This window comes from Bdellovibrio sp. NC01, from assembly GCF_006874625.1.
GTDB lineage: Bacteria > Bdellovibrionota > Bdellovibrionia > Bdellovibrionales > Bdellovibrionaceae > Bdellovibrio.
Map to the genome: position 1 here is coordinate 1,605,486 of NZ_CP030034.1, position 23,711 is coordinate 1,629,196.

A 23,711-nucleotide genomic window follows, 5' to 3' on the forward strand; every position below is an offset into this window, starting at 1 on the left:
CCCGCGAAGGCCTCATACGCAAAAATAAATCTCTACCTCTCCAGCAAATTTTGCCTTCGATGAATTGGCTACATGAACACTGATGGTGTGTTGGTGGTACGTTCTGTAACATTATCAAATTCATATCGTTGACCGACTTTCTTCTCTTGATAGCCTTTGCACTTCGTGGGGTTCTTCTATGAAGTGTTTTCTTTTCAGTCTTTCTTTGATTTTTATTTCATCGTTTTCATTTGCGGGTGAGTGCCAGGATTTTTCTGGGGACTATAAGCTTGTGAGTGCGGGGCTTGATGTTCCTGCTACTTTAACTATTCAACAAAGTGGTTGTGAGAAGTTTGTTTTGAAGTATCCATCTCGTGATGATGTGTATGTGCTTGATGGGGTTAAAGTTCAGCATGATGAAGTGGCTTCGATTGGGATGGTTGTTTTTACGACATCTTATGTTCGCGATGGGGATATCGTGATTGATATTGAAAATGTCTTCAAAGATCGGGAGCCTTTTAAGATTCGTCGTCGGTTTCATTTTTATCTGTCGGTTGGGGTGATGGCGGATGAATACGGTTACTTCAATGATTCCGGAGAGTTTGAAGCTAAATTACAGAATGTGTATGAGCCGAAGCGCGTAGAAAATATATTTTGACAGCCTGATACTTCCTGAAGCATAAGCTTGCTCCAACGCTAGGGGTGTTACCGATTGTCGGTGACTGAGAAAAACCCTTTGAACCTGAAAGAGATAATGCTCGCGCAGGGAAGGCTTATGAAAAAACATATTTCTATTCTTGTATTCCTATTCACAATTGCAACGTCAGCGCAGGCGCAGATTCAACTGATGCAGTTGGATATTACTGAAAAATTGCCGTCGTCTGATATCACCGGACTTTCTGAAGAGGCCGCTAAGACTTTGCCGTTGTCGACAAAACAAATTCCCGCTGCGGAATTGCAAGCGAAGCAAATTTATCATTTGTCTGATGTCACGAAAGTCGAAGCTTCAACGACTGACAGCTACAATGCCACGGGGTATTGGGACATGCTTTCGATTCGTGGTTACACGCTTGATAATCGCACGAATTATTTGCGCGAAGGACTGCCAATCACGGCAGAAACTTTCATTGCTTTAGATAATAAAGAAAAAGTTGAAATCCTGAAAGGACTCGGCGGTATGCAGGCGGGGGCCAGCAGTCCTGGAGGATTAGTCAATTACGTCGTGAAAAGACCGACGGGCAAAGCTTCACAGGCGATCACAACGGGTGTGAGTGACAGTGGTAATGCATTGATCGCGGCAGATTTTGAGTCTTCGCTGTCGCTTGCGCAAAATATTGATTACCGCATAAATCTCGCTCAGGAAAAATTAGATCCGCAGTTGAAAGACTCCAAAGGGGAGCGCTCCTTGGCTGCGATGGCAATGGATTGGCGTTTGCCGTCATCCTCACTTCTGGAAGTGGAAGCTGAGTGGTCTCGTCACTCGCAGCCCAGTCAGGCGGGTTTTAGTTTGTTGGGAAATAAAATTCCGTCAGTCCCTGATGTGAATTTAAATTTGAACAATCAGTCGTGGACTCAACCCGTGGTGTTTCAAGGTTTAACGGGCACTTTGAAATTTACGCAAGCTTTGGAAAATGATTGGTCATGGTCGGTCATTGCCGGTGCGCAAAGTCTTGGAACCGATGATCGCTTGGCTTATCCCTTCGGTTGCTCGGCTGAGAATAATTACGATCGTTATTGTTCTGATGGCACCTACGATATGTATGATTATCGCAGCGAAAATGAAAGCCGCGAAACGCAAGCGTTGAAAGCTTCGGTGCAGGGACAGTTTGCAACAGCAGATATCGCTCACCAGATCAGTTTCGGTGTTGTCGGCAGTCACATGAAAGAACGCTATCAGAATCAGGCCTACAACTATGCAGGTGTTGGTAACGTCAACGGCACGGGTGTAGGAATCGCAAATCCCGCGCAAAATGATCAAGCAACGAATCGTGATTCGGGAACAGCGGAAGTATTCGTCACGGACTCTGCGAAGTATGAAAACTGGCAGGCGTGGTTAGGCGCACGTGTAAGTTATATTGATCGCAGCAGTGTGCGCACGGATGGCTCGCGCTCGATTCATTACACGCAAACATTCCCACTGCCATGGGTTGCGATCTCTTATGACTTCAAAAGTTTTATTGCTTACACCAGTTACGGGGAGGGTCTTGAATCTTTTGTGACTCCAAATAAGCCTGCGTATTCTCACCCGGGTGAATATTTAAGTGATGTGCGCAGTCGCCAATACGAAGTGGGAGTGAAGGGTGGCGAGTTGATGCAATGGTCGCTTGCGGCTTTTCAAATCACGCGTCCTATTGTTGAAGATAAAGAACCGAATTATGAAATTGATGGCGATGATGAACATCGCGGTCTTGAGGCAAGCACTTCGCTGAATTTAAGTCGTTGGCAAGTGGATGTTTCAGCGATGGCACTGCAAGCAACACGCAAGAACAGTGTTTTGAATACGGCTGCGAATGCGCACACGCCAGTAAACATTCCCGAAAACGCAGTTCGTGTGAACGTCGTTTATCAAGTACCTGATGTCAGTGGTCTAAGTCTAAATGCGCGTGTGATGCATGAAGGGAAGCGTGCGATTGTCGCTGATAACACTTTGATGTTGCCAGCGTGGACTCGCGGGGATGTGGGCTTTAGTTACGTAAGTAAATGGTTTGGCAAAAAGACGACGCTCAGTTTTGCGGTTGAAAATGTGACAGACAATTCCTACTGGCGAGAATCGCCAACGCAGTATGGGCACATTTATCTTTATCCTGGCGAATCGCGCAGCCTCAGTTTGTGGCTAAACGCGATTCTTTAGGAGAGCTGTCGTCATTTAATAGTCAGTGTGCGGACCTTTTACATTTTCATCTTTCGTATTGCCCACAGGTTTTGCCGCAGGAACTTCATCATGATCATAAGTCGTACGAGCCGTACGTTTTTGATTTTGTTTTTTATTATAGGTACCGTGATAGTCGCGGTCGCTCGGATGTAAGTTTGTGTCTGACATCGGCGCATTGGGTGAGGGTTGTCCTCTTCCTGAATCCGTTGCTGCGAATGAAATTTGTGTTAATACAAGGCTTGCCAAAGCCATGATGAATGTTTTCATAGGGCCTCCTACGTCAGCTTTTCACAGCAAATGCGGGGCCCGTTGTATCGCAAATAAATCCATCAAGAATTGGCAAAAAGCCCCAATGTGAACAATGAAGTGGAACTCTGGCACGTCTGATTGAGTGGATTTTATTTATCAATTGTTAAATCGCACGGAAAAATTTCAGAGCGGCATTTCTAAACCTCAAAATAACAGGACATTTCCTGGGAATCAGGCTAGATCGAGCCATCAAATAGAAAAGGAAATAATATGAAGTCATTGGTACTTGTATTCGTGATGCTTACTTCTGCTGTCTCTTTCGCTGAAGAAAGAGTTTTTGATTGCACAGCAATTCAACTTTCTCGTGGTTTGCAACGCCCTGAAGATACGAACATCGAAAAAAATCCAAACGTAATCTTCCGCCAAGGTTTGAAACAATGGTCTTTGCAAGTTGGCGATCTTTACTTGAGCACAATCGACAAAGATGCTCCCGCTCTTGAAATGAAATCTGCAGCAGCGAACAAATACAGCGTTCGTTATGATTTCTGGGTTGATGCTTCTTATGAATATGAATTCGTAGTTAGCGTAAAAGACCACACTGCAAACTTGTACTGGTGGGGTTTGGGCGAACAAACATTGGTTGGTAAATTCCAATGTGAAGTGATCGAACAATAGTTCTCACTTGCAATGAGCAATATGAGGAAAGCCTCTGGTAAACCCAGGGGCTTTTTTGTTTTTGATTAACATAATTTCGTCAAGATGCTTATAGCTTAGGCGAATTCTCCATCCTCTTAAAAATGTAATGCTAAATATGATTTGTTTAGCTGCTCTGTAATGGAGTGTCTCCATAAAGTGACCGAAGAAGAATAAGAAGACGTCAAATGGAGTTGTTGGAATGGGACTTGGAAAATTAGCTCACTTCCTAAGAGAAAAAAGAGTTAGCGTTAAGATGACTCAAGCCGAGGTTGCAGAAGTGTTAGGATATGCTTCGCCGCAATTCGTATCGAACTGGGAAAGAGGTCTTTCCTATCCGCCAATTGAGACGCTCAAAGAATTAACCAAAATCTATCGCGCCGATGTGCATGAAGTGTTTGAGATATTATTGAAAGCTTCCATGGAAGATCTTGAACGCGATCTGCGGGCCAAGTTTTTTAACGACAAAAAATCGCGCCGCTCGAAATAGAATAAACATTCCAAACTTGTTTGTTTTCATAATCACGCAAAAGCCATTGTCTGCGTTTATGTCATCGCTTGAGAATTTCTGACAGCGAGGGATTTATGGCGACATTTTCTGCAGGGGATACGGCGTGGTTGTTGGTGGCTTCAGGATTGGTGTTGTTGATGACACCGGGGCTTGCCTTGTTTTACGGAGGCATGGTCAGTAAACGCAATATGCTATCGACCATGTTTCAAAGTTTTATCTCGATGGCGTTGATCAGTGTGTTGTGGGTGCTTGTTGGTTTCAGTCTTGCTTTTGGAAACAGTCTTGGCTTCGTCGGCAATCCTTTAACTTATTTAGGTTTTGCGAATGTCGGTTATGACGTGAATCCCGCGTTTGCAACGACCATTCCGTTTGCGTTGTTTGCACTTTTTCAAATGAAGTTTGCGATTATCACTCCGGCGTTGATCACGGGGGCTTTTTCAGAACGCATTCGTTTTAAAGCGTATTTGTATTTCGCGGTGTTTTTCTGTTTATTCATTTACTGTCCCATCGCGCATTGGACGTGGCATCCTGAGGGTTTTTTAAGAAAATGGGGAGTGCTGGATTTTGCCGGTGGAACTGTGGTGCATATCACGGCGGGTGTTGCCGCTCTTGCAAGTGCGCTTTTATTAAAACGCAAAAGTGAAAATGAACACAATCCCAGTCAGATTCCATTCGTGCTGACAGGGACGGGGCTCCTGTGGTTTGGGTGGTTTGGATTTAACGGTGGCTCGTCTTTAGCGGCCAATGGGCAAGCGGTGCAAGCGTTCTTAACAACGAACACGGCCTCGGCCGCTGCGATGTTAACTTGGGTCTTTCTTGATTGGCATTACCGCGGAAAACCGTCAGCGATGGGCGCTTGCATTGGCTCGGTCGTGGGTTTAGTCGCGATCACTCCTGCGGCGGGATACGTGTCAGTGATTTCAAGCTTAGCAATTGGTGTGATTGCACCTGTGGTCAGTTATTATGTCGTTCGCTGGCGCACACGCACAAACATTGATGACACTTTAGATGTGTTCCCATGTCATGGCGTGGGTGGCATGGTCGGAATGTTATTAACGGCTGTTTTCGCGCAAGAGGGTGGCGTTATCACGGGCTCGTGGAAACTTTTAGGAATGCACGTTTTAGCTTTGGGAATTGTTACGGTTTACACGTTTGTTGTGACGTCGGCGGGAATTTGGCTCATCAAAAGATTTACAGAGCCAGAAATCAGTCGCGAGGTCGCAGACCTCGGACTGGATCTTCATCAGCACGGTGAACGTGCTTATTGATTAGTGGCGGATCACTTCAGGAGAAGCCTCTTTGGCTAGTTCATTGAGGCAATCCACGAAGAATTTGCAGATGATGAACAAATGAATTTGTTCGTTAGCATCCAATGATGGTTCCAACTCTGGAGACATGAAGAGTTCTTCCAACATGTAGTTCAAGATTTCCGGTTGTCCGTCGCCAGAAGATTCTTTGTCTTGAAGCTCAACGATCATATCGTCGTTGATGTTCATGAATTTTTCGAACTCAGCTTCGGATTTCTCAAAACGTTGTACAACTTCATCTTCTGTCATTGCACGCATTGCTTTGTATTTGTCTTCGAAAGATTTATTTAAGATCAAAGCCATCATGAAGCCAAGGTCTTGTGCTGACTCGCTCATGTCTTCGATGAACTCCATAAAGAAGTTTGAAAGATCAGGTTGAACGTCAAATAGATGTTCTGATGCCTTTTCGAGGTCTGCCTCTTCCGTGATACTGCAGATCTTGTCGATCGAATCTTGAACAATTTGAAAAGGGATTTTTTCCATGATCTTCCTCGGCTTTGTGTTTACTATTGGCAGAGAATACAGGGGAGTCGGAAGCGATGCAATTTATTAAGATGTTGTTATTCTGTTTTATTTCACTTGTGATGACGGGCGTCTCAGTCGCGTCAACAACGGAAAGCGATCTCTACGCCCACAAAATTCAACCGTTATTTGATAACCGTTGTGTGGCTTGCCACAGCTGCTTCAATGCTCCCTGCCAATTGAATTTGCAGAACTACGATGCCTTTGTTCGCGGCGCCAATAAGCTGAATGTCTACAACGGTTCACGCACAAAAGCGGTTGAACCAACCCGAATTTGGGTCGACGCACAAACGACAGAAGAGTGGAGAAAAAAGGATTTCTTTACCGTCCACACCTCACAAAATCCTGACGAAAATCTTTTCTTCCGCATGGTGCATTTGCGTGTGAACCAACCGACGGCAAAGATCACAAAGCAAGTTCATGAGTCCGAAGTATGTTCCAATAGCATCGCCACCGAAAAAGCGAGCGAGACGGCGCAGCCAGAACTTGGGATGCCGTATGGTTTGCCACCTTTGAAAGCGGAAGAGTTGGCAACGCTAAAAGAATGGATCGAAAAAGGCGCGCCGGGGCCTTCGACAGAAATGAACAAAAAGTTTCATGAGCTTTCTTCGGAAAGCTTGAAGCAAGTGCGTGAGTGGGAAGTTTTCTTTAATGGCGACGACAAACGTCAGAAGTTGGTCAGTCGCTATTTGTATGAACATTTATTTTTAGCGCACATTCATTTTAAAGGTGGAACTGCACATGAGTTCTTCCGTCTGATTCGTTCAACTAGCGCCTGCGAAAAAGGTCCTAAAGAAATCGCAACGCGTAGACCGAATGATGATCCAGGGACAGAAAAGTTTTTCTATTGTTTAGTGAAGTTCCCAGGAACCGTGGTGATGAAAACACATTTGCCTTATGAGTTCAGTCCCACCAAACTTCAACGCTACAAAGAATTATTCTTAAGCGGTGATTGGAAAGTGACGGAGCTTCCGACTTATAAATCAGCAGTTGCGGAAAATCCGTTCATTGCTTTTAAAGATATTCCGGTGAAAGCGCGTTATCAGTTCTTGCTCGATGATGCGCAGTACGAAGTTGCGACTTTCATCAAAGGTCCCGTTTGTAACGGCAGCATGGCAGTGAATTCCATCCAAGAACAATTCTATGTGTTCTTCTTGGCTCCTGAATCTGACAATATGGTGCTGAATAAAGAATATGCCGATCGCGCCAAAGATCTTCTGATTTTACCAGGCATGTATGGTAGCGACGTGGGGCTGATTAATACGCCCGGGTTTTTAACCAAAGTCATTGATTACCGTGAAAGCTATCGCAAACTGCGCTCTCAAGAATTGGCGAAGCTTCATCCTGGTGGTTATACATTGAAAGATATATGGGATGGCGAACAAACGAATAACAACGCGGTTCTAACAGTTTTCCGTCATGATCAAAATGCCGTTGTTCTTAAAGGAGCCATCGGTGACCTTTCCAAAACAGCGTTTGTTTTGGATTATCCCTTGTTTGAGCGTTTGGTTTACAATTTAGTTGTGAACTTCGATGTGTTCGGTAACGTCAGTCACCAACTGATGACTCGTATTTATATGGATATGATTCGTATGGAAGCAGAAGAGTTGTTCTTAACATTCTTGCCTCCCGAAGCACGCCTGGCTTATCGTCGCTCGTGGTACGACGGCATCTTAGCGTCAGCAAAAATGAATTACATTTTTCCGACAGTGGGAAGCAAAGAGCCGACTGGCATTCGCTTTACAGAGTCGCAAAAAACCAAAAAACAACTCGTCGAAAAGATTTTGTTTTATCGTCTTAACGAAAAAGTGCGCGGTCCACTGGACGCTTTAAATTGGAAAAAGATCGATGTCCCTGAAAACTTACAGAAGCATTTTAAAACTCACGGCTATGAAAGTGAGTTTAGAAAAGTGGCTTCTATCGCGGCGGGAAGTAAAACTCCTTTTGCGCGTTACTTCCCAGATATTGCTTACGTCATGGTGAAAAACCGCACAGGATTAACGACTGTGTTCACATTGATTCACAATAAAGAGCATGAAAACATCTCGTGGATCACAGGTGAATCTTTACGTATGGCACCAGCAGAAGATACTCTGACTTTCAAAGAGGGTTATTGGGGCTCATATCCCAATATGATTTTCTCAGTGAAAGAGGCTGAGCTTAAGAAGTTCACAGATAAAATTCATGCCATTAAGTCAGATAGTGATTATCAGGCGCTGGTCGATGGATTCGGTATTCGCCGTCAAAATGCGGAGTTTTGGAATTACTACGATGAGCTTACTCAAATCTATAAGCAGACGTCGCCGATTGAAGCGGGCTATTTGGATTTAACCCGTTACGATCTTTAAACTTCAGACGGGAAGGAGAAGCCTTTGTCTTCTTCCCAATGAATCGCAAAGACGGAGCAGTTGGGTACGGCCATGGGTTCTTTTAAATCCGGGCGCAGTGAATGAATAAATCTGCGCATCATCAAACCGTGTGTGCAGAGTCCTGCCGCAGTAAAATCATACTCGCGGCAACATTTTTCCAGAGCTTCTTTAAAGCGTTTCAGTGCCGCAAAAGCGGGTTCGCCATCTTTAAAAGCGAAGTGATAATTTTCCGGTTGAATGGATTGCCATTTCTGCCACGCTTCTTCGCCATAAGCCGCTAAAATCTGATCGTACGTCAGACCTTCGATCTCGCCTAATTTCACTTCACGAAAAGAATTAAAATAAAATGCCGGAGCCTGCTGATAAAGATTGGCAATCGCTGCGGTTTCTTTTGCCCGCGAAAGATCGCTTGAGAAAATCAACTCAACAGGATTTTTTGCGAAGTACTCTTGCAAGGTTTCTGCTTGTTTGCGGCCTTCGCTGTTTAACGGAATGTCTGTGTGACCTTGCAGACGGCGACCGATATTCCAGTCTGTTTGTCCATGACGAAATAGATGAATGACTTTAGACATGATGGGCCTATTGAAGCACTTGCGCTTTTGAACTGGAAGGGAAAAGATCAGTTATGACTAAAATTCTTCAGGCCCTTCGTCAATCATTTGAAGCACTCCTCAGTTTAAGAATGTTTTTGTTAGTGATTGTGCCGCCGTTTGTGGCCGTACTGTGTGTTTTAGGATTTTTCTTTTTCGTATGGAATAGTTTATTCAACGGCGTTTCTGGATTTTTGCACGGCTTTGGCTGGCTGAATTGGATTGAAACCTCGACGGGCAGTCCTGAAATTTTATCAGTCGTCACTATTATCTTTTTGGTGTTGATGTTTATTCCGCTCGCTTATTTGTGCGCGGTTTTATTTACGTCCATCTTTGTGATGCCGATTGCGTTGAAGTGGATCAGTGAATCTGAATTCAAAGATCTCGAGAAAAAACGTGGTGGCTCAACCGTGGGCAGTGTGTGGAATGCGGTGAAAGCGACGATTGTTTTTGTGGTGTTGTTCTTTGTGACATTGCCCTTGTGGTTCTTGCCGGGGTGTCAGGTTTTGATCCCGTTGTTGCTGACGTCATGGCTGAATAAAAAAGTATTTATGTACGATGTACTTCAGGATTTTGCCACAGCCGAAGAGCGCGCGCAGATTGAAAAATCAGAATCCCACACACTTTGGGGGATGGGGTTGCTCTTGGGGCTTATGGCGTATATTCCTTTGGCGGTCTTTATACTTCCAGTCTTTTCGGCGCTCAGTTACTCCCATTACGCATTAAACGAGTTACGCACTCTCCGAGAGCCCCAAAGGGCCAGCTGACTGCGTTGCTCGTCGGCGGCGTACTGCCAGTACGCCTTCTCCTCGCGCCTTGCATCTGATCCTTTGGGACTCCCGGGGGTGTAAAAGGGTGGATTTATGTAACCAAATGGGTTACATATGTGCTGTGAGCAAATGTGGCAATGAGCGTAAAAATATTGATATTGATTCGCTAAACGAAAGGGTTCGTAAGGCGGGTATGAAGCTGACTGAGCAGCGTAAGCAGATGTTGAAGGTTCTTCTTCATCATCTTGAGCCTGTTTCGGCGGATGATATTTTTAAAGAAGTTGGCAGCAAAAAAGATGGCATGGATTTGGTGACCATCTATCGTATTCTAAAAAAATTCGAAGAAGCGGGATTGGTTTCGCGTCTTGAATTTGGGGACGGTGTTGCGCGCTTTGAATTGACTCTTGAATCGGGCCACCACCATCATCACGTGATCTGTCGTCAATGCCAAAAAGTAGAGCCGATTCACTTGTGCGATCTTGAGCCGCATATCAAAGCTGTCGAAGCGATGGGCTATAAGCAGCTTTCACATCGCTTGGATTTCTTCGGTCTTTGCGCGAATTGTTCTGAATAATATCCGACTAGACAGGTTGTTCTTGCAAACGGGGAATGCGAATCACAAACGTCGTATTGGCTGCTTTCTTATCTAAAAACAGTTCGCCGTGGTGACTCTTCACGATCCCTGAAGAAATGCTTAAACCTAAACCAGTACCTTTACCGACTTCTTTCGTCGTAAAGAATGGCAGCATCATCTTTTCAGCGTGCTCTGCAGGAATGCCTTTTCCAGAATCCATCACTTTGATATCGACGAAATTATCGTGCGCAACAACACCCACGCGAATCCATTTTTCTTCAAAATGTTGAACCGCATCGAATGAATTATTTAATAAATTCAAAAGCACTTGTTCGATCTGAATCAAGCGGCATTCGATTTCAATTTCTTCGTCGATTTCTTCCACGTCGATTTCAACGCCGTGATTGTAAAAGCGCGTGCGACAGAATTCGAGAGTTTCATTGATGATCTCTTTAACTTGCACGACATCGAACGGATCGTTCGTGCCTTCGCGCGAAAATGAACGCAGTGATTTAATAATTTTTGCGATCTTATCGGCGGTACGGCTGATACTTTCTGCGGCCTGTTTGATTTTGGTGGGCTCGGCTTTTCCTTGATCCACCATTTGTGTCAGTTGGAAGGCGCGTGCTTGAATCACTGTCAGTGGATTGTTGATTTCATGCGCGATACCGCCAGACATTTCGCCCAAGGCCGCCATTTTTGTACTGGCAATCAAAGTGGCGCGAGCCTCTTCCATTTGTCGTTCGGTTTGAATTTCTTCCGTGGAGTCCCAGGCAACGCCATAGAATTTTTTTTCTGTTTCTGAAATGCGATAGCGACCATAACAGCGGATGTGGTGAATCTCGCCATTGTCAAAGGTCACGCGGTAAGTGGTGTAAACATCTTGATGAGTTCGCGCGGATTCTTCGAAACGTTGTCTAGAGACGGCCTGATCCGCAAGATTGATGCGTTTATGCAATTCCTCAAGAGGTTTCGCGCCAGGGCCATTCACGGCACCGTGGATTTGAAACATGCGATCATCCCACGTTGTTTCGCGGGTGTCGTAATCCCACTCCCATGTGCCCATCTTTGCTGCGCCCAAGGACAGATTCAACTTATCGATCGTTTTTTTTAAAGTCAGCTCGTTGATTTTACGATCGTGGATGTCTGTTGCGATTCCCAATAGCGATTGCACTCCGCCCTGATCGTCGCGCGAAAAGACCGTCACACGATCACTCAACCAACGATAGTCGCCGTTACGTGCTTTGAAACGGTACTCAAGCTCGATCACTTCGCCGTCTTTCAGGTTTTGCACACGTTTTACGCTTTCCGCGAGGTAGGGGATGTCGTCGGGATGCATCGTTAAGGTCCAATAGTTTGAACCCATCTCGCGAATCTCTTCGACACTGTAGCCATACAGCGCTTGCACGCGTTCGTTGAACCACACCATGCTTTGAGCAACGACGTCGTAGATGTAGATGCTGCTTGGAATAGCGCGATTTATCTTTTCAAGAAGATGCTTTTGATCGTTCAGTGATGCTTGAGTCATTAAGGTTTAGTTTACTCGAAATCGCGTCTAACGCAAAACGGCTAAATCATAATAAAACCTTAACAATACACGGGAAGCTGGAGATGCTAGACCTTTAGCTAGAGGAGTCTTCTGATGCTGCTTAAAACCATTCTGGCTCTAGTGACCTCACTAGAAGTCACTGCTCATGCGCAAGTTCCTGTTGTCAGGATCGATGGTTCAAGCACGGTATTTCCAATTACCGAAGCAATGGCTGAGGATTTTCAAACATCTGTCCGCGGAAAAGTGCGTGTCACTGTGGGTGTCTCTGGAACAGGTGGCGGTTTCAAAAAATTCTGTCGTGGCGAAACCGATGTTCAAGATGCCTCTCGTCCGATTCAAGAAAAAGAACTGCAAGCTTGCAAAGACAAAGGGATCAAGTTCATTGAGATTCCAATTGCTTTTGACGCAGCGGCTATTGCGGTTCATCCCAAAAACACATGGCTGAATCAAATCACTCTCGCAGAGCTAAAAAAGATTTGGTCTCCAGAAGCACAAGGTAAAATCAAAAAGTGGAGCGACGTGAATCCTGCGTGGCCGAATGAGAAAATGAATCTCTATGGCCCGGGTTCTGATTCTGGAACCTTCGATTACTTCACAGAGGCTGTGGTAGGAAAAGCACACTCTTCACGTGGTGACTACACAGCTAGCCAAGATCACAATGTAACGGTTACGGGAATTTCGCAAGATCGTTTTGCTTTAGGTTATTTGCCGCTCGCTTATTACGAAGAGAACAAATCTAAAGTTAAAGTTCTAGCGGTTGTCGGTGGCGAGAAGTCGCCAAAGAAAAACGAAGGCGTTTTACCTAACCGTGAAACCGTGGAAAGTGGAACTTATTTTCCATTGTCGCGCCCGATTTTTATTTACATCAATGAGGCCGCGTTGAATAAAGACTGGGTTTCACAATTTGTAAAATTTTATTTAAAGCAAGCACCCCAAATCGTTCTTGAAGTGAAATACGTTCCGCTTCCAACGAAGCTGTATGTGTTAGGTAACGAACGCTTGCAAAAAAAGAAATTGGGAACCGTTTTTGGTGGACACTCTAAAATCGGTTTGAAGTTGGAAGATTTGTTATCCCAAGAAGGATCTTTGTAAACACACCGTGAGCAAAAAAAATCAACTACGCAAACTTTCTGAATTTACTTCTGCGGACCATCCGGTTCGTAAGATGCGCCGTTTGAAAGAGCGTATCATTGAAGCGATTTTGTTCTTGGCAGCAGCCTCTTCTGTTTTTGTCACAGTAGGAATCGTTGCGATTCTGGTTACTGAAAGCTTGCCATTCTTTGAAAAAGTAACTTTGAAAGAATTTTTAACGGATACAGAGTGGACGCCGTTATTTGAAAACGCGCACTACGGTATCTTGCCATTGTTGAACGGTACCTTCCTGACAACGATGATTGCATTGATCGTCGCTATTCCACTGGGCACGATTGCCGCTGCCTTCTTAAGTGAATATGTGCGCCCTGGTGTGCGAGAAGTTCTAAAACCGATTCTTGAGATGCTCGCTGCTGTACCCACGGTTGTTTACGGTTACTTCGCATTGTTGTTCGTAACTCCGATGCTGCAAAAAGTAATTCCATCACTGGGTGGCTTTAATACATTAAGCGCCGGTCTTGTGATGGGCGTGATGATCATTCCTTATGTCAGTTCCTTAAGCGAAGATGCGATGAGATCTGTGCCAGGACATTTGCGCGAAGCTTCGTTCGCAGTAGGTGCTTCACGTATGCAGACGGCATTTCGTGTTGTGATCCCCGCGGCATTTTCTGGAATCACATCCGCTTATGTTTTGGGTATCTCGCGCGCGTTCGGTGAAACGATGGTTGTGGCGATTGCTGCTGGTATGCAACCGAATCTGACTTTGAATCCGACAGAGCCTGCAGCGACCATCACAGCCTTCATCGTGCAGGTGAGTCTTGGTGATTTGCCTCATGGTTCGATTGGTTTTAGATCTATTTATGTTGCGGGTTTAAGTCTTTTGATTCTGACGTTGACGTTTAATATTTTTGGTTTGTGGCTGCGTAAAAGATTTCAGGAGAAAGAATAATGGAATCTCGTTCAGAGCTTCTTGCCAATATCAAAAAGCGCCAAAGAATGGACTTCTTGTTTGCATTCTTAGGTTTGCTATCGTTGATGTTTGCTCTTTTGACTTTGCTGGCTTTGATCGTCGATCTTGCGATGACGGGTGTGCCACGTATTGACTGGCAATTCTTCACAAGCTTTCCTTCGCGCTTTCCGCAAAAAGCGGGGATTTTATCTGCGTGGGTGGGTTCGTTTTGTATCATGTTAACAACGGCACTTTGTGCAATCCCGTTGGGTGTTGCTGCCGGCGTGTACTTGGAAGAGTACGCTAAGAAAAATTGGTTATCGCAAATTATTGAACTGAACATCATCAACCTGGCGGGGATTCCTTCGATTACTTACGGTTTGATGGCGTTGGGCCTTTTCGTTTATCAGTTGAAACTTGGTACCAGCATTTTGACTGCGGGTTTAACGTTGGGTTTGTTGGTGTTGCCGATTATCATCGTGACAACCCGTGAAGCGATTCGCTCTATTCCTAATACAATTCGGGAAGCCAGTTATGCCATGGGTGCAAGTAAATGGCAGACGATTCGTTATCACATCTTGCCGTATTCGACGGGTGGTATTCTGACGGGTGTGATTATTTCTTTATCGCGTGCGATTGGTGAAACGGCGCCATTGATTACGATTGGTGCTTTAACTTTCATTGCATTTTTGCCGACGGCTCCGATAGAGGGGCATTTTCCTTTTGTAAACTTTAAGTGGATCATGGACCCATTCACCGTGATGCCGATTCAAATGTTCAACTGGTTGTCGCGTCCGCAGCAAGAATTCCATGTGAATGCGGCGGCAACAGGTGTGGTGCTTTTGGTTATGACTTTGATTATGAATGGCGGAGCGATTTACCTGCGCTCGCGTTTCCGTAAGAAGATGAAGTGGTAGGCTATGGAATTAAACGTTCGTGCTGAAGTTAAAAATTTAAAATTCTCTTACGGAGAAAAATTGGTCTTGAAGGGCGTTTCATTGCCTATTCACGAAAACCGTGTGACGGCTTTGATCGGTCCATCAGGTTGCGGTAAAACAACTTTACTTCGTTGTTTTAATCGCATGCATGATCTTTATGCCAATGCGATTTATGACGGGGAAATTTTGCTTCACCCAGGTGGCGTGAATATTTTGGGTAAAGAAATTGATCCGATGGAAGTGCGCATGCGTATCGGAATGGTTTTCCAAAAGCCTAATCCGTTTCCGAAAAGTATTTACGAAAACGTTGCTTACGGTTTGAAAGTTCGTGGCGTTAAAAAGAAAAGCTTCATCGAAGAGCGCGTTGAAAAATCTTTGCAACAAGCGGGTCTGTGGAATGAAGTGAAAGATCGCCTGCATACGGCGGCGACGGCGATGTCGGGTGGTCAACAACAACGTCTGTGTATCGCTCGTGCTTTAGCGACAGAGCCTGAAATTTTGCTTCTGGATGAGCCAACGTCAGCATTGGATCCAATTTCCACTCGTCACATTGAAGAGTTGATTCAAGAACTTCGTAAAGATGTGACCATCGCTATTGTGACTCACAGTCTGCATCAAGCGGCGCGTGTTTCTGATTATACGGCGTTCATGTATTTGGGTGATTTGATTGAATTCGGTCAAAGTGATCAGGTCTTTACAAACCCTAAAGATCCTAAGACGGAAAACTACATTACGGGTCGTTTCGGGTAGAGGGTTCAAGTCCCTCGCGGGCGACCAAAGTCATTCTATTTGGGGCCTGTTTTGCATTAAGGATTATAAGAGCATTAAAACCGTTTATAGGGGCTTTTATGATCCGTTTGCGCACAATTTTGGGTGCTATGTCTATTATCTTGTCGGTGTCTTCAGTCGCCATGGCTTCGCCGACTCTGACGGAACAGCAAAAAGCCTATTTGATGGAAAACCAAAATAAGGTCGTCGCAGCGATTCGCGATGCTTCTTCAGAGAGTCCTAATTGGATGAATCTTGTTTCAATGAATAATTCCGAGATGATCTTTAACGTGAAATTCTACGCAGCCCCAGGGCAGTGCTATAAAGTCAAGGTCGGCGAAATCACAATCGGTGAGCGTTCGAAACTTATTATGAAGGATCTTGTGCGGGATCCTTCTTGTGATAAAAACTAATTAAGCCTTTTCAATCCTAACAACACGAGCGCAACCTTGGCAGATTTCTGTGATCGGCCAGTTCAACTCTTGTTTCTTGATGATCACTTGAGTGTGGCAGTGGGGGCATGTTGTTTCTCCACCCAAGACTTGTCCTTCGGCTTTGTAGCCTCTGCGTGCGAAGTAAAATCCTAAGAAGAAAAATAACGGCACAAGCACGAAATGGAAAACAGGAATCAAAACGCAAAGTAAAGCGATACCCCAAAAGATCGCAAGCTTCTTAATCGCAACTTGAGTCTTCTGTGCAGGGTTGAAAAATTCGATGTAAGCAAAACCAGGGCTTTGTCTTTCATCACTGACATTCGCTAAGATTTCAATTTTTTGTCCATCCATGGGCAGAGTGTGTTCCTCACAAATGTGACTGTCAAACTTCAGCTTAAGACCGCTTGCATCGAAACAATGTGTCATACTTAAGGCGGCGAACCTCTTAAAGCTGTTCTGCCAGAATATTCAGAATTCTCTCGCACGCCTTGCCATCGCCAAATGGATTTTTCGCTTGGGACATTTTATTAAAGATCTCGGGCGTATCCAAGACTTCCACGGCTGTTCTATAGAAGGCTTTTTCTTCAAGAGGAATCAGGCGCGAAGTGCCGGCGTGAATTGCTTCCGGTCTTTCTGTTTTTTCCCGCGCAACTAAGATCGGCTTTCCTAGTGAGGGAGCTTCTTCCTGAACGCCGCCTGAATCTGTGATGATCATATGCGCGCGATTCATCAAATATACAAACGGCACATAGTCGACCGGTTCACACAACCAGATTTTGCTTTGTCCCTCTTTAATATCCTGACCTTTATCAACCCAGCGAGCGGCTCCGCCGAAAACTTTTTCAGCGCTGGCACGCACTTGGGGATTCATGTGCAAAGGGATCAGCAGTTCGACGTCTTCGCGTTCTGATAAAGCGACAAGTCCTTTCATCACTTCTTCCATCGGTGTGCCGAAAGATTCGCGACGATGAACGGTGACGAGATTTAATTTTTTGCGCGGATTTAAAAACGAATAACGATGATCATACTCTTTCTTAAGGTTTGAATTTTCTAAGCGAGAGCTTACTTCAAATAAAGCATCAATGCCGGTGTTGCCAGTCACGTGAATGCATTCTTCAGGATAATGTTCGCGCACCAGATTGGCTTTTGACGTTTCTGTCGGAGCAAAGTGAAACTTTGCAATCAGTCCCGTTGCTTTGCGATTGAACTCTTCAGGGTAAGGGGAGTAGATGTCGCCAGAGCGTAAGCCCGCCTCAATATGAATGACCGGAATGCGATGATAAAAAGAAACAAGGCTGCCAATAAAACAACTTGTCGTATCTCCTTGCACCACAACTCCGTCGACTTTGTTATTTGACAGGTAATCGTTCAGTCCCTTCATCACGCCGATTGATATGTCAGCCAAGCTTTGTCCAGGCTTCATCAAATCAAGATCGAAATCGGGAATGATATCGAAAAAGTTTAGAAGAGGTTTAAGCATTTCACGATGTTGCCCGGTCGAGCCAACAACGACTTTGAAACGCTTGTCTCTGCGCGCTTGTAGGATAAAGGGTGCAAGTTTAACAGCTTCTGGACGAGTTCCAAACACAACAAGAATAGTTTTCATGCACACACGTTATTGTTTGGAATTATTACTTGGCAACTTACAGAGGTTTAACTCATCAAACACCGACGACTCACTTACCGTTTTGTCTGCGGAATCGAGGTTGGAATAATGTTCAGTACAAGCGTAAAAAGTCTAGCAGTTATGGTTTTCCTAGGGATGAGTGTTCAGTCTTTTGCACAAGAAGGAACTTCAACGACATCTATTTGGTTAAATCCAAAAGCAAAATCATATAAAGAGCTGTACTCAGAGAACAGTTATTACGAACAGTACAATCTCGTAACTGACACAAGGCTTCGTTATTACCAACCTTTATATATAGAAAATGTTTTAAGTCTTGATGCGTTTGCGGGAGCGGGCTTTCAATATCAATCCCCGAACGCTCAGCAAAAGTATTTTGATAACTCGGTAACACCTTATGTGGGAATGCGTGCCGGTGCTTTTCAAAAAATCTTTTTGCAATTTCAAGCTGGGGTGCGCGCCGTTTTAAACGATGAAAACTCGGGTCAAACAAATCGCAGCGCTGAGTGGGATCCACGTGTGATTTTAAGTGCTGGAGATTTCTGGCAGTGGCCAGTGGATAGTCATATCTTTACCGAAGGTTATGGCGAAGTGGCATACGTTCCTCGTCTTGATAGTACGCCTGTATCCACAGGATGGCTTAAACAAGGTTATCGCTTTAAGCCCATGGTGAGTGTCAACATCGACCCTTATGCGGAATTTTATTTACGAGAAAGTCGCAGCGCTGATCTTGGTCCTTCTATGAAGGAAGGGCGAGTGGGAGTGCGCACACAGTGGTTGCCGGGAAGCTGGAATTTAGCGGCACTCATTTATCATCCTATCAATCGTACGGAAGCACACGGAGACATCGAAGGTCTTTTAGTCATCGGAGGACAGTTTTAATGGATACATCATTCGGTCTTGAAGATCTTTTTGTTCTGTTCACTGTCGCTGTGATTGTTGCGACGTGCATCTTTACGTTCGATGACTTGTTCATTGATGCCGTGGCATTTATTCGCAAATTAAAACCCAAAGTCATCAGTCAAGCTGTGCTCGCGCGTATGAAGCGGACACAGCAAAAGAAAATCGCCATCATGATCGCTAATTGGAAAGAGGCGGAAGTTCTAGGGCCCATGATTCGCGGAAACATTCGTGGTCTTGATTATGATAATTACACATTCTTTTTAGGAGTTTATCCAAACGACACGGCCACTTGGGAGGAAGCAAGTAGACTTGAAAAGCTTTATCCTCACAAGGTGGTCGTGATCGTAAACTCTTCGCCGGGGCCGACTTCAAAAGGTCAAATGCTAAATGAAATCGCTCGTCAGGTTTTGGCGTCGGAAGAGTCGATTCGTAATCGTTATGATTTGTTCTTGATGCAGGATTCGGAAGATGTGTTACATAAGCATTCTTTGACACTGATGAACTACTACTCTCATGAAGCTCACTTCATTCAGATTCCGGTGTTTTCGTTTGATGTGCCGAAGACGTCATTAGTAGGTGGCGTTTACATTGATGAATTCAGTGAGGCGCATACAAAAGATTTGTTAGTCAGACAAGATCTGGGCGCGGCAATTCCTTCTGCTGGCGTGGGCACGTGCATGGCGCGCGAACTTGTGGTCGGCATGATGTTGCAGCAAGAGGGGCATTTCTTAAAAGAAGATACGCTGACTGAAGACTATCACCTTGGTGTGATGGCTAAACCCATGGGCTTTCGCAGTCAGTTTGTGTGCACTCAGATTGAAAATGAAAAAGGGGAGCGCGAATTTATTGCGACTCGCGAATATTTTCCTGCGAAATTTATGGCGAGCGTTCGTCAGAAGTCGCGATGGACTCTGGGGATTGCTTATCAAGGAACTGAAAATATTCAGTGGAGTGGCAGTCTGGTTGATCGCTATTTCCTCTTGCGTGATCGCAAGGGGCCGATGTGCAGTGTTCTTGTCGTCCTTGCGACGATTTTATTTTTAAGTTTTGTGATGATCCATGCGCTGGGATGGGCAACTCCAAAAGCGTTCTCTCATCCTCTTATTCAAGCCTTGGTTGCAGTGAATATATTAGGTATGACCGTGCGTCTGTTGCAAAGAATGCTCGCGGTCAGACGCGTGAATGGTTGGTCGCAAAGTGCGATGGTGCCGCTGCGTTGGCTTGTTGCGAATTTGATTAATGTCATGGCTTCTTATCGTGCTTATACGACCTACAAAGAAAGCCAACGAACAGGTACGCGCCCGGTGTGGGTGAAAACAGATCATACTCTGCCAGCGCATTTTGGTGCGCCGGAAGCGGTTGACCCCGTCGTCGTGGAGGCACAATCCCAATGAGATCTCCCTACTACTTTATTTTTGCGATAGCCTTTTGTGCGCTTGCTGGTGTGTTGAAGTTTGGATTTAACTCTGCACCCTTAGAAAAGTGCATTCAGATATTTCACGACTCGAAAAAAGAAGCTCGAGGCGTGCAGAAATATCTGCGTGGCTTTCCTGAATACAGTCAGTACGTAAAAGATATCGGCGATTATCACAAAGGTGACATGGATAAGTGCCAGGTTAACTTTTATGTGGGCGCTAAGGACGAAACCTTCGTGCCGCGCGAATTTCGGGAAGATTATTTGCGAACGTCTACGAGTGTTGCGTGGTTAGGAAATAATATCTGGCAATTAGGTGATCAATTAGAGCGGGTGTTTGGTTTGCGCTTTTTGGGCGTGGGGCTTGTCAAAGGTAACTTACAAAGTGAAGTGTATTATAAGGGACAAAGTTTTAAGACACGTTCTTTAGAGCATCGCCGTGTCGAGTTGTTGCCAGTGAATTCTGAAAAATTCGAGATCTTGGCAGAAATTCGTAGCGACTCTTCACGGGAAATTTTGCCCTACGCGGTTCGTGCGAAGAATCGCTATTACTTCGCGGGAACTCCGGCCGATCTTGCGGCTTACGCAGAATACGCGCCGCTATTTAACGATATTTTGGCCGAGATGACGGGGGTGCCACCGCACGACAGGGCCAGAAGTGTATCTGGACTTACGCACTAGCTTGACCGGTCTTCGTTAGGGACTTTAAGCTTACACACATGCCTTCATTAGACTCAGACAAATATTTTATCCGCGACAGTATGTACAACCTTGTTGAGCTTTCTTTGCTCGCACGCTTTTACGAAGAGTTCTGCGTGCCATCTGCAACATCGGGTTCATTGAACAAAGAATCTTTATCGCACACACTTTTAAAAATGAAAGCGACAGAAGGCAAAGGCCAATTACGTGTTGCCATTCATGGTACCGATCCGGTGGGTTTTCACTGGGTTTATGATGGGAAGGTGATGGCGACGTGGGTGATGCCGGAGCACCGCGGGCAGGGTGTGGAAGAGCGTTTGGCTGGGCACTAAACGCGACATGTAAAACGATGATGATATGATGACCCAGTAAGGGGAAACATCTAATCTTAAAATCATGTCATCATCCGAAAATGCTCAAGCAAAAAATCAATCACGCTTTTCTTTGTTTTTGTTCGTTGGTTCTTTACTGATTTTTGTCAGCACACTTTGGAAGCGAGTCATTCATATTGATGACGTATGGCTTGCCGAGTACTCCTATTGGTTAGCTAAGCTTGGTTATGTTAAGTCAGAGGCCATGCGCGGATTTTATGAAGCCGAGACCAAGCTTTATGTATATCACAAGTTATTCAATATTGAAGGTGCGTGGGTCATTAAGTTTTTTGGTTTTCACCCATATCCGCTTAAAGCAATCAGCATTGTCTATCTTCTTTTAAGCGGTATCCTTTTAGTTAAAATTTATCGTCGCTCTTCTTTAAAACCGCAATTGGCGTTTTTACTTCTGGCACTGTTCTTAAGTTTTTTCCATACAATGAATCTTGGTTTCACTTTTAGGCCTGAGATGCACTTAGTGTTTTGGGGTCTTCTTAGCTATCTATTTCTCGAGAGATATTTCGACACTTCAAAATTTTCCGAGTTATTAATTGCTGGTTTCGTTACGGGAATAAGCATTGCCACTCATCTGAATGGAGTCGTATTCGCCGGCGCAGGTGTTTTACTGTTGTGGTGCTATCGTCGTTGGCTCGCAGGATTTATATTTGGAGTTGTTGCCACGTGGGGATTGATATTTCAATTTACCTTTGATGTTCGATCCCTTCAAGAACTGCAGCAGATGTTTACCCAGTTGACTCACTGGCGAGATGTTGCAACAGGAAAATATGGATGGGATCTAATTTTCAGAGTTTTTGAAGAGCAGAGTCGCTATCTTCATAGCCCTCCTGAAATTATCTACTCCTTGATGCTTCTTTTGCTAATAGTACCAACTCGGAAATATCTATGGGCGAATCATCGTCGACTTGTCGGTTATACCTTGTTGTTGTCTTTCTGTATTGCTGAAGTCACTCATGGCAATAATACGAATTACTTGATGTACGCTTTTCCATTTTTAGTTTTAATTTCCATTCTGGCGTTTGAAAATCTGGTTGCGCAGGGAAGAAAAAAGTTAGCGTGGTCTGCTGTGCTGATTTTTATTTTTGCTTCGTGGGCCTATAATTTACAGGAATTTAACACCCGAGAATTCATGGCGCCCGAATATGCAAAGGTGACAGAGTTTTTGCCAAGTGGCTCAAATGTTTTGTCCCCAGCGCACCTCATGTTTTCTGGTTTAGATAAATTTCGCATTCAGTCTTTTATTACTTATCGAGATAAAGTTGAGGCCGGAACACTTCAGCAATCCGCCGATGCGTTATTTGCTGAAGCTCAGAAATTCAATATTCAATATGTCGTGGTGGATGATGGGAATGCTGCGTTCTTTAGAATTAAAGACATCGACTATGGGCCATTCCGTGTGATGTCAGACCAGCCCTCTGAGAAGTTTAAAATATATAAATTTATGAAGTAGAGCAGAACGCTCTACTTTTAAAAATTAATACGGCGATCTTCGACGACCAAAGGGCCTTTGCGAACTTGTGCGTGAATAGAAGCAACGTACTCTCCGACAAGTGCGATGAAAAATAACTGAATGCCGCTCAATAAGAATAGGCCAATCATGACGCTAGCCATACCTTTGTTTACGTCTGAACGGCCATTAAATAAAAATAAAGCCAATAAAAATGCTGCATAGGCAAGGCTCAGAATCGACATCAAGAATCCAATGACTAAACCCACGCGAATTGGAACTGTTGTGTTCGAAACAATGCCATTCAGTGCGAGATCAAATAGAAGAAAGAAACGCCCTTTCGCGACCCCTTTTTCGCGAGCTTTCATGAAATATTTTACGCCGATGGATTTGAATCCACACTGTGCAATCATGCCGCGCAAATAAGGCTCATAGTCATCGAAAAGCTTTAGTGCATCAACAACTTTGCGGTCAATTAATTGAAACTCTCCGGCATCAACTGGGATCTTTGCTTTGGAAAAACGAGTCACAAATTTATAGTAAAGCTTACGACCTGTTTCGATTAAAAATGGTTCGTCACGCTTGTCGCGCTGCCCGTAAACGACTTTGTAGCCCTTCTCCCAATAGTCTACGAATGTTGGAATAAGCTCAGGTGGATCTTGTAAATCCGCCGGCATCATAGGGATGACAGCGTCACCTTTGGCAGCAAGAACTCCATTGAACATTGAACGTAAGAAACCAAAGTTGTTAGCATTGATGATGACTTTCACTCGGCTGTCTTGCGCCGCAACTCGTTCAAGTTCTTTAACTGTGTTGTCCTCTGAAGCGTTGTCGCAAAAAATATGTTCGTAGTCGTAGTCTTTTAATTTTGTGGCAAACAATTCTTTGATGGCGTCATAGCAGTCCTGAATATTTTCTTCTTCGTTGAAGCAAGGTGTGATGACGCTGATTAGTTTTCTAGTTGACATGTTGTTTACCCAAACCTAAGTTTTTGCTGAATATTACAGGCACTTGTCAATTCATAGCAATCTTCTGTGCTGCCGGACAAGAAATTATTTGTTTAGTGGTT

At 44.6% G+C, this 23,711-nt stretch carries 25 protein-coding genes and 1 riboswitch; of the genes, 18 read left to right on the top strand and 7 right to left on the bottom strand.

Annotated elements, in window-relative coordinates; translation table 11 throughout:
- The first annotated feature begins 178 nt into the window (after positions 1 to 178).
- Positions 179 to 637 (top strand): hypothetical protein, encoded by a 459-nt coding sequence (locus DOE51_RS07670; RefSeq protein WP_142695956.1) that lies wholly within the window; start codon positions 179 to 181, stop codon positions 635 to 637.
- A 30-nt stretch (positions 638 to 667) separates the two neighbouring features.
- A riboswitch (TPP riboswitch) is annotated at positions 668 to 766 on the top strand.
- Positions 755 to 2,830, top strand: a complete 2,076-nt coding sequence (locus DOE51_RS07675; RefSeq protein ID WP_142695957.1) for a TonB-dependent siderophore receptor — start codon at positions 755 to 757, stop codon at positions 2,828 to 2,830. (Overlaps the previous riboswitch by 12 nt.)
- Positions 2,831 to 2,845: 15 nt before the next feature.
- Here DOE51_RS07675 and DOE51_RS07680 read toward each other — a convergent pair whose 3' ends face one another.
- A complete protein-coding gene (locus DOE51_RS07680; protein WP_142695958.1) occupies positions 2,846 to 3,118 on the bottom strand; it encodes a hypothetical protein in 273 nt (90 codons plus the stop codon).
- A gap of 252 nt (positions 3,119 to 3,370) precedes the next feature.
- Between DOE51_RS07680 and DOE51_RS07685 the strand changes: the two genes are divergently transcribed.
- The 3 genes from DOE51_RS07685 (at position 3,371) to DOE51_RS07695 (ending at position 5,572) form a co-directional block, all read left to right on the top strand.
- The gene (locus DOE51_RS07685) at positions 3,371 to 3,775 is read left to right on the top strand and encodes a hypothetical protein (RefSeq protein ID WP_142695959.1); all 405 of its coding nucleotides are present in this window, start codon (positions 3,371 to 3,373) and stop codon (positions 3,773 to 3,775) included.
- Positions 3,776 to 3,995: 220 nt separating this feature from the next.
- Positions 3,996 to 4,283, top strand: coding sequence for a helix-turn-helix transcriptional regulator (locus DOE51_RS07690; protein WP_142695960.1), 288 nt, complete (start codon positions 3,996 to 3,998; stop codon positions 4,281 to 4,283).
- Between the two features lie 95 nt (positions 4,284 to 4,378).
- Complete coding sequence (locus DOE51_RS07695; RefSeq protein ID WP_142695961.1) at positions 4,379 to 5,572, top strand: ammonium transporter; 1,194 nt, start codon at positions 4,379 to 4,381, stop codon at positions 5,570 to 5,572.
- Here the strand turns inward: DOE51_RS07695 and DOE51_RS07700 are convergent, their stop codons facing one another.
- Complete coding sequence (locus DOE51_RS07700) at positions 5,573 to 6,094, bottom strand: hypothetical protein (protein WP_142695962.1); 522 nt, start codon at positions 6,092 to 6,094, stop codon at positions 5,573 to 5,575.
- A gap of 56 nt (positions 6,095 to 6,150) precedes the next feature.
- On the opposite strand from DOE51_RS07700, the gene DOE51_RS07705 reads away from it, so the two are divergent.
- Positions 6,151 to 8,481 (top strand): fatty acid cis/trans isomerase, encoded by a 2,331-nt coding sequence (locus tag DOE51_RS07705; protein WP_142695963.1) that lies wholly within the window; start codon positions 6,151 to 6,153, stop codon positions 8,479 to 8,481.
- Here the strand turns inward: DOE51_RS07705 and DOE51_RS07710 are convergent.
- Positions 8,478 to 9,074 (bottom strand): histidine phosphatase family protein, encoded by a 597-nt coding sequence (locus DOE51_RS07710; RefSeq protein WP_142695964.1) that lies wholly within the window; start codon positions 9,072 to 9,074, stop codon positions 8,478 to 8,480. The genes DOE51_RS07705 and DOE51_RS07710 overlap by 4 nt on opposite strands.
- A 53-nt stretch (positions 9,075 to 9,127) precedes the next feature.
- Here DOE51_RS07710 and DOE51_RS07715 point away from each other — a divergent pair, with 53 nt between their 5' ends.
- Both DOE51_RS07715 and DOE51_RS07720 read left to right on the top strand, forming a co-directional pair.
- Positions 9,128 to 9,859 carry an EI24 domain-containing protein gene (locus DOE51_RS07715; protein ID WP_142695965.1) on the top strand — a complete coding sequence of 244 codons (732 nt, stop codon included), beginning with the start codon at positions 9,128 to 9,130 and terminating at the stop codon, positions 9,857 to 9,859.
- A 106-nt stretch (positions 9,860 to 9,965) separates the two neighbouring features.
- A complete protein-coding gene (locus DOE51_RS07720) occupies positions 9,966 to 10,436 on the top strand; it encodes a Fur family transcriptional regulator (protein ID WP_246845483.1) in 471 nt (156 codons plus the stop codon).
- Positions 10,437 to 10,443: 7 nt separating this feature from the next.
- Here DOE51_RS07720 and DOE51_RS07725 read toward each other — a convergent pair whose 3' ends face one another.
- Positions 10,444 to 11,964: a PAS domain-containing protein gene (locus DOE51_RS07725; RefSeq protein WP_142695966.1), complete on the bottom strand. Its 1,521-nt coding sequence runs from the start codon at positions 11,962 to 11,964 to the stop codon at positions 10,444 to 10,446.
- A gap of 114 nt (positions 11,965 to 12,078) precedes the next feature.
- On the opposite strand from DOE51_RS07725, the gene DOE51_RS07730 reads away from it, so the two are divergent.
- The 5 genes from DOE51_RS07730 (at position 12,079) to DOE51_RS07750 (ending at position 16,145) form a co-directional block, all read left to right on the top strand.
- Positions 12,079 to 13,077, top strand: a complete 999-nt coding sequence (locus DOE51_RS07730) for a PstS family phosphate ABC transporter substrate-binding protein (RefSeq protein WP_142695967.1) — start codon at positions 12,079 to 12,081, stop codon at positions 13,075 to 13,077.
- 73 nt (positions 13,078 to 13,150) lie between these two features.
- Entirely contained in the window at positions 13,151 to 14,026 is an 876-nt protein-coding gene (gene pstC, locus DOE51_RS07735; RefSeq protein ID WP_142698223.1) for a phosphate ABC transporter permease subunit PstC, read from the top strand.
- Positions 14,026 to 14,943: a phosphate ABC transporter permease PstA gene (gene pstA / locus DOE51_RS07740; RefSeq protein ID WP_142695968.1), complete on the top strand. Its 918-nt coding sequence runs from the start codon at positions 14,026 to 14,028 to the stop codon at positions 14,941 to 14,943. Before pstC ends, pstA begins: the two co-directional genes overlap by 1 nt.
- Before the next feature lie 3 nt (positions 14,944 to 14,946).
- A complete protein-coding gene (pstB, locus tag DOE51_RS07745; protein WP_142695969.1) occupies positions 14,947 to 15,714 on the top strand; it encodes a phosphate ABC transporter ATP-binding protein PstB in 768 nt (255 codons plus the stop codon).
- A 98-nt stretch (positions 15,715 to 15,812) separates the two neighbouring features.
- Positions 15,813 to 16,145: a hypothetical protein gene (locus DOE51_RS07750; protein WP_142695970.1), complete on the top strand. Its 333-nt coding sequence runs from the start codon at positions 15,813 to 15,815 to the stop codon at positions 16,143 to 16,145.
- On the opposite strand, the gene DOE51_RS07755 is transcribed toward DOE51_RS07750, so the two are convergent.
- Both DOE51_RS07755 and wecB read right to left on the bottom strand, forming a co-directional pair.
- Entirely contained in the window at positions 16,146 to 16,517 is a 372-nt protein-coding gene (locus DOE51_RS07755) for a hypothetical protein (RefSeq protein ID WP_142695971.1), read from the bottom strand.
- Between the two features lie 94 nt (positions 16,518 to 16,611).
- Positions 16,612 to 17,772 carry a non-hydrolyzing UDP-N-acetylglucosamine 2-epimerase gene (wecB, locus tag DOE51_RS07760; RefSeq protein ID WP_142695972.1) on the bottom strand — a complete coding sequence of 387 codons (1,161 nt, stop codon included), beginning with the start codon at positions 17,770 to 17,772 and terminating at the stop codon, positions 16,612 to 16,614.
- 108 nt (positions 17,773 to 17,880) lie between these two features.
- On the opposite strand from wecB, the gene DOE51_RS07765 reads away from it, so the two are divergent.
- From DOE51_RS07765 to DOE51_RS07785, 5 genes are all read left to right on the top strand, one after another.
- Positions 17,881 to 18,672, top strand: coding sequence for a hypothetical protein (locus DOE51_RS07765; RefSeq protein WP_142695973.1), 792 nt, complete (start codon positions 17,881 to 17,883; stop codon positions 18,670 to 18,672).
- Positions 18,672 to 20,087: a glycosyltransferase gene (locus DOE51_RS07770; RefSeq protein WP_142695974.1), complete on the top strand. Its 1,416-nt coding sequence runs from the start codon at positions 18,672 to 18,674 to the stop codon at positions 20,085 to 20,087. The genes DOE51_RS07765 and DOE51_RS07770 overlap by 1 nt, the downstream gene beginning before the upstream one ends.
- Positions 20,084 to 20,788: a hypothetical protein gene (locus tag DOE51_RS07775; RefSeq protein WP_142695975.1), complete on the top strand. Its 705-nt coding sequence runs from the start codon at positions 20,084 to 20,086 to the stop codon at positions 20,786 to 20,788. Before DOE51_RS07770 ends, DOE51_RS07775 begins: the two co-directional genes overlap by 4 nt.
- Positions 20,789 to 20,826: 38 nt before the next feature.
- Entirely contained in the window at positions 20,827 to 21,138 is a 312-nt protein-coding gene (locus DOE51_RS07780; RefSeq protein WP_142695976.1) for a hypothetical protein, read from the top strand.
- 64 nt (positions 21,139 to 21,202) lie between these two features.
- Positions 21,203 to 22,645 (top strand): glycosyltransferase family 39 protein, encoded by a 1,443-nt coding sequence (locus tag DOE51_RS07785; RefSeq protein ID WP_142695977.1) that lies wholly within the window; start codon positions 21,203 to 21,205, stop codon positions 22,643 to 22,645.
- A 17-nt stretch (positions 22,646 to 22,662) separates the two neighbouring features.
- On the opposite strand, the gene DOE51_RS07790 is transcribed toward DOE51_RS07785, so the two are convergent.
- On the bottom strand, positions 22,663 to 23,610 hold the full coding sequence (locus tag DOE51_RS07790; RefSeq protein WP_142695978.1) for a glycosyltransferase family 2 protein: 948 nt from the start codon (positions 23,608 to 23,610) through the stop codon (positions 22,663 to 22,665).
- Between the last annotated feature and the right edge of the window lie 101 nt (positions 23,611 to 23,711).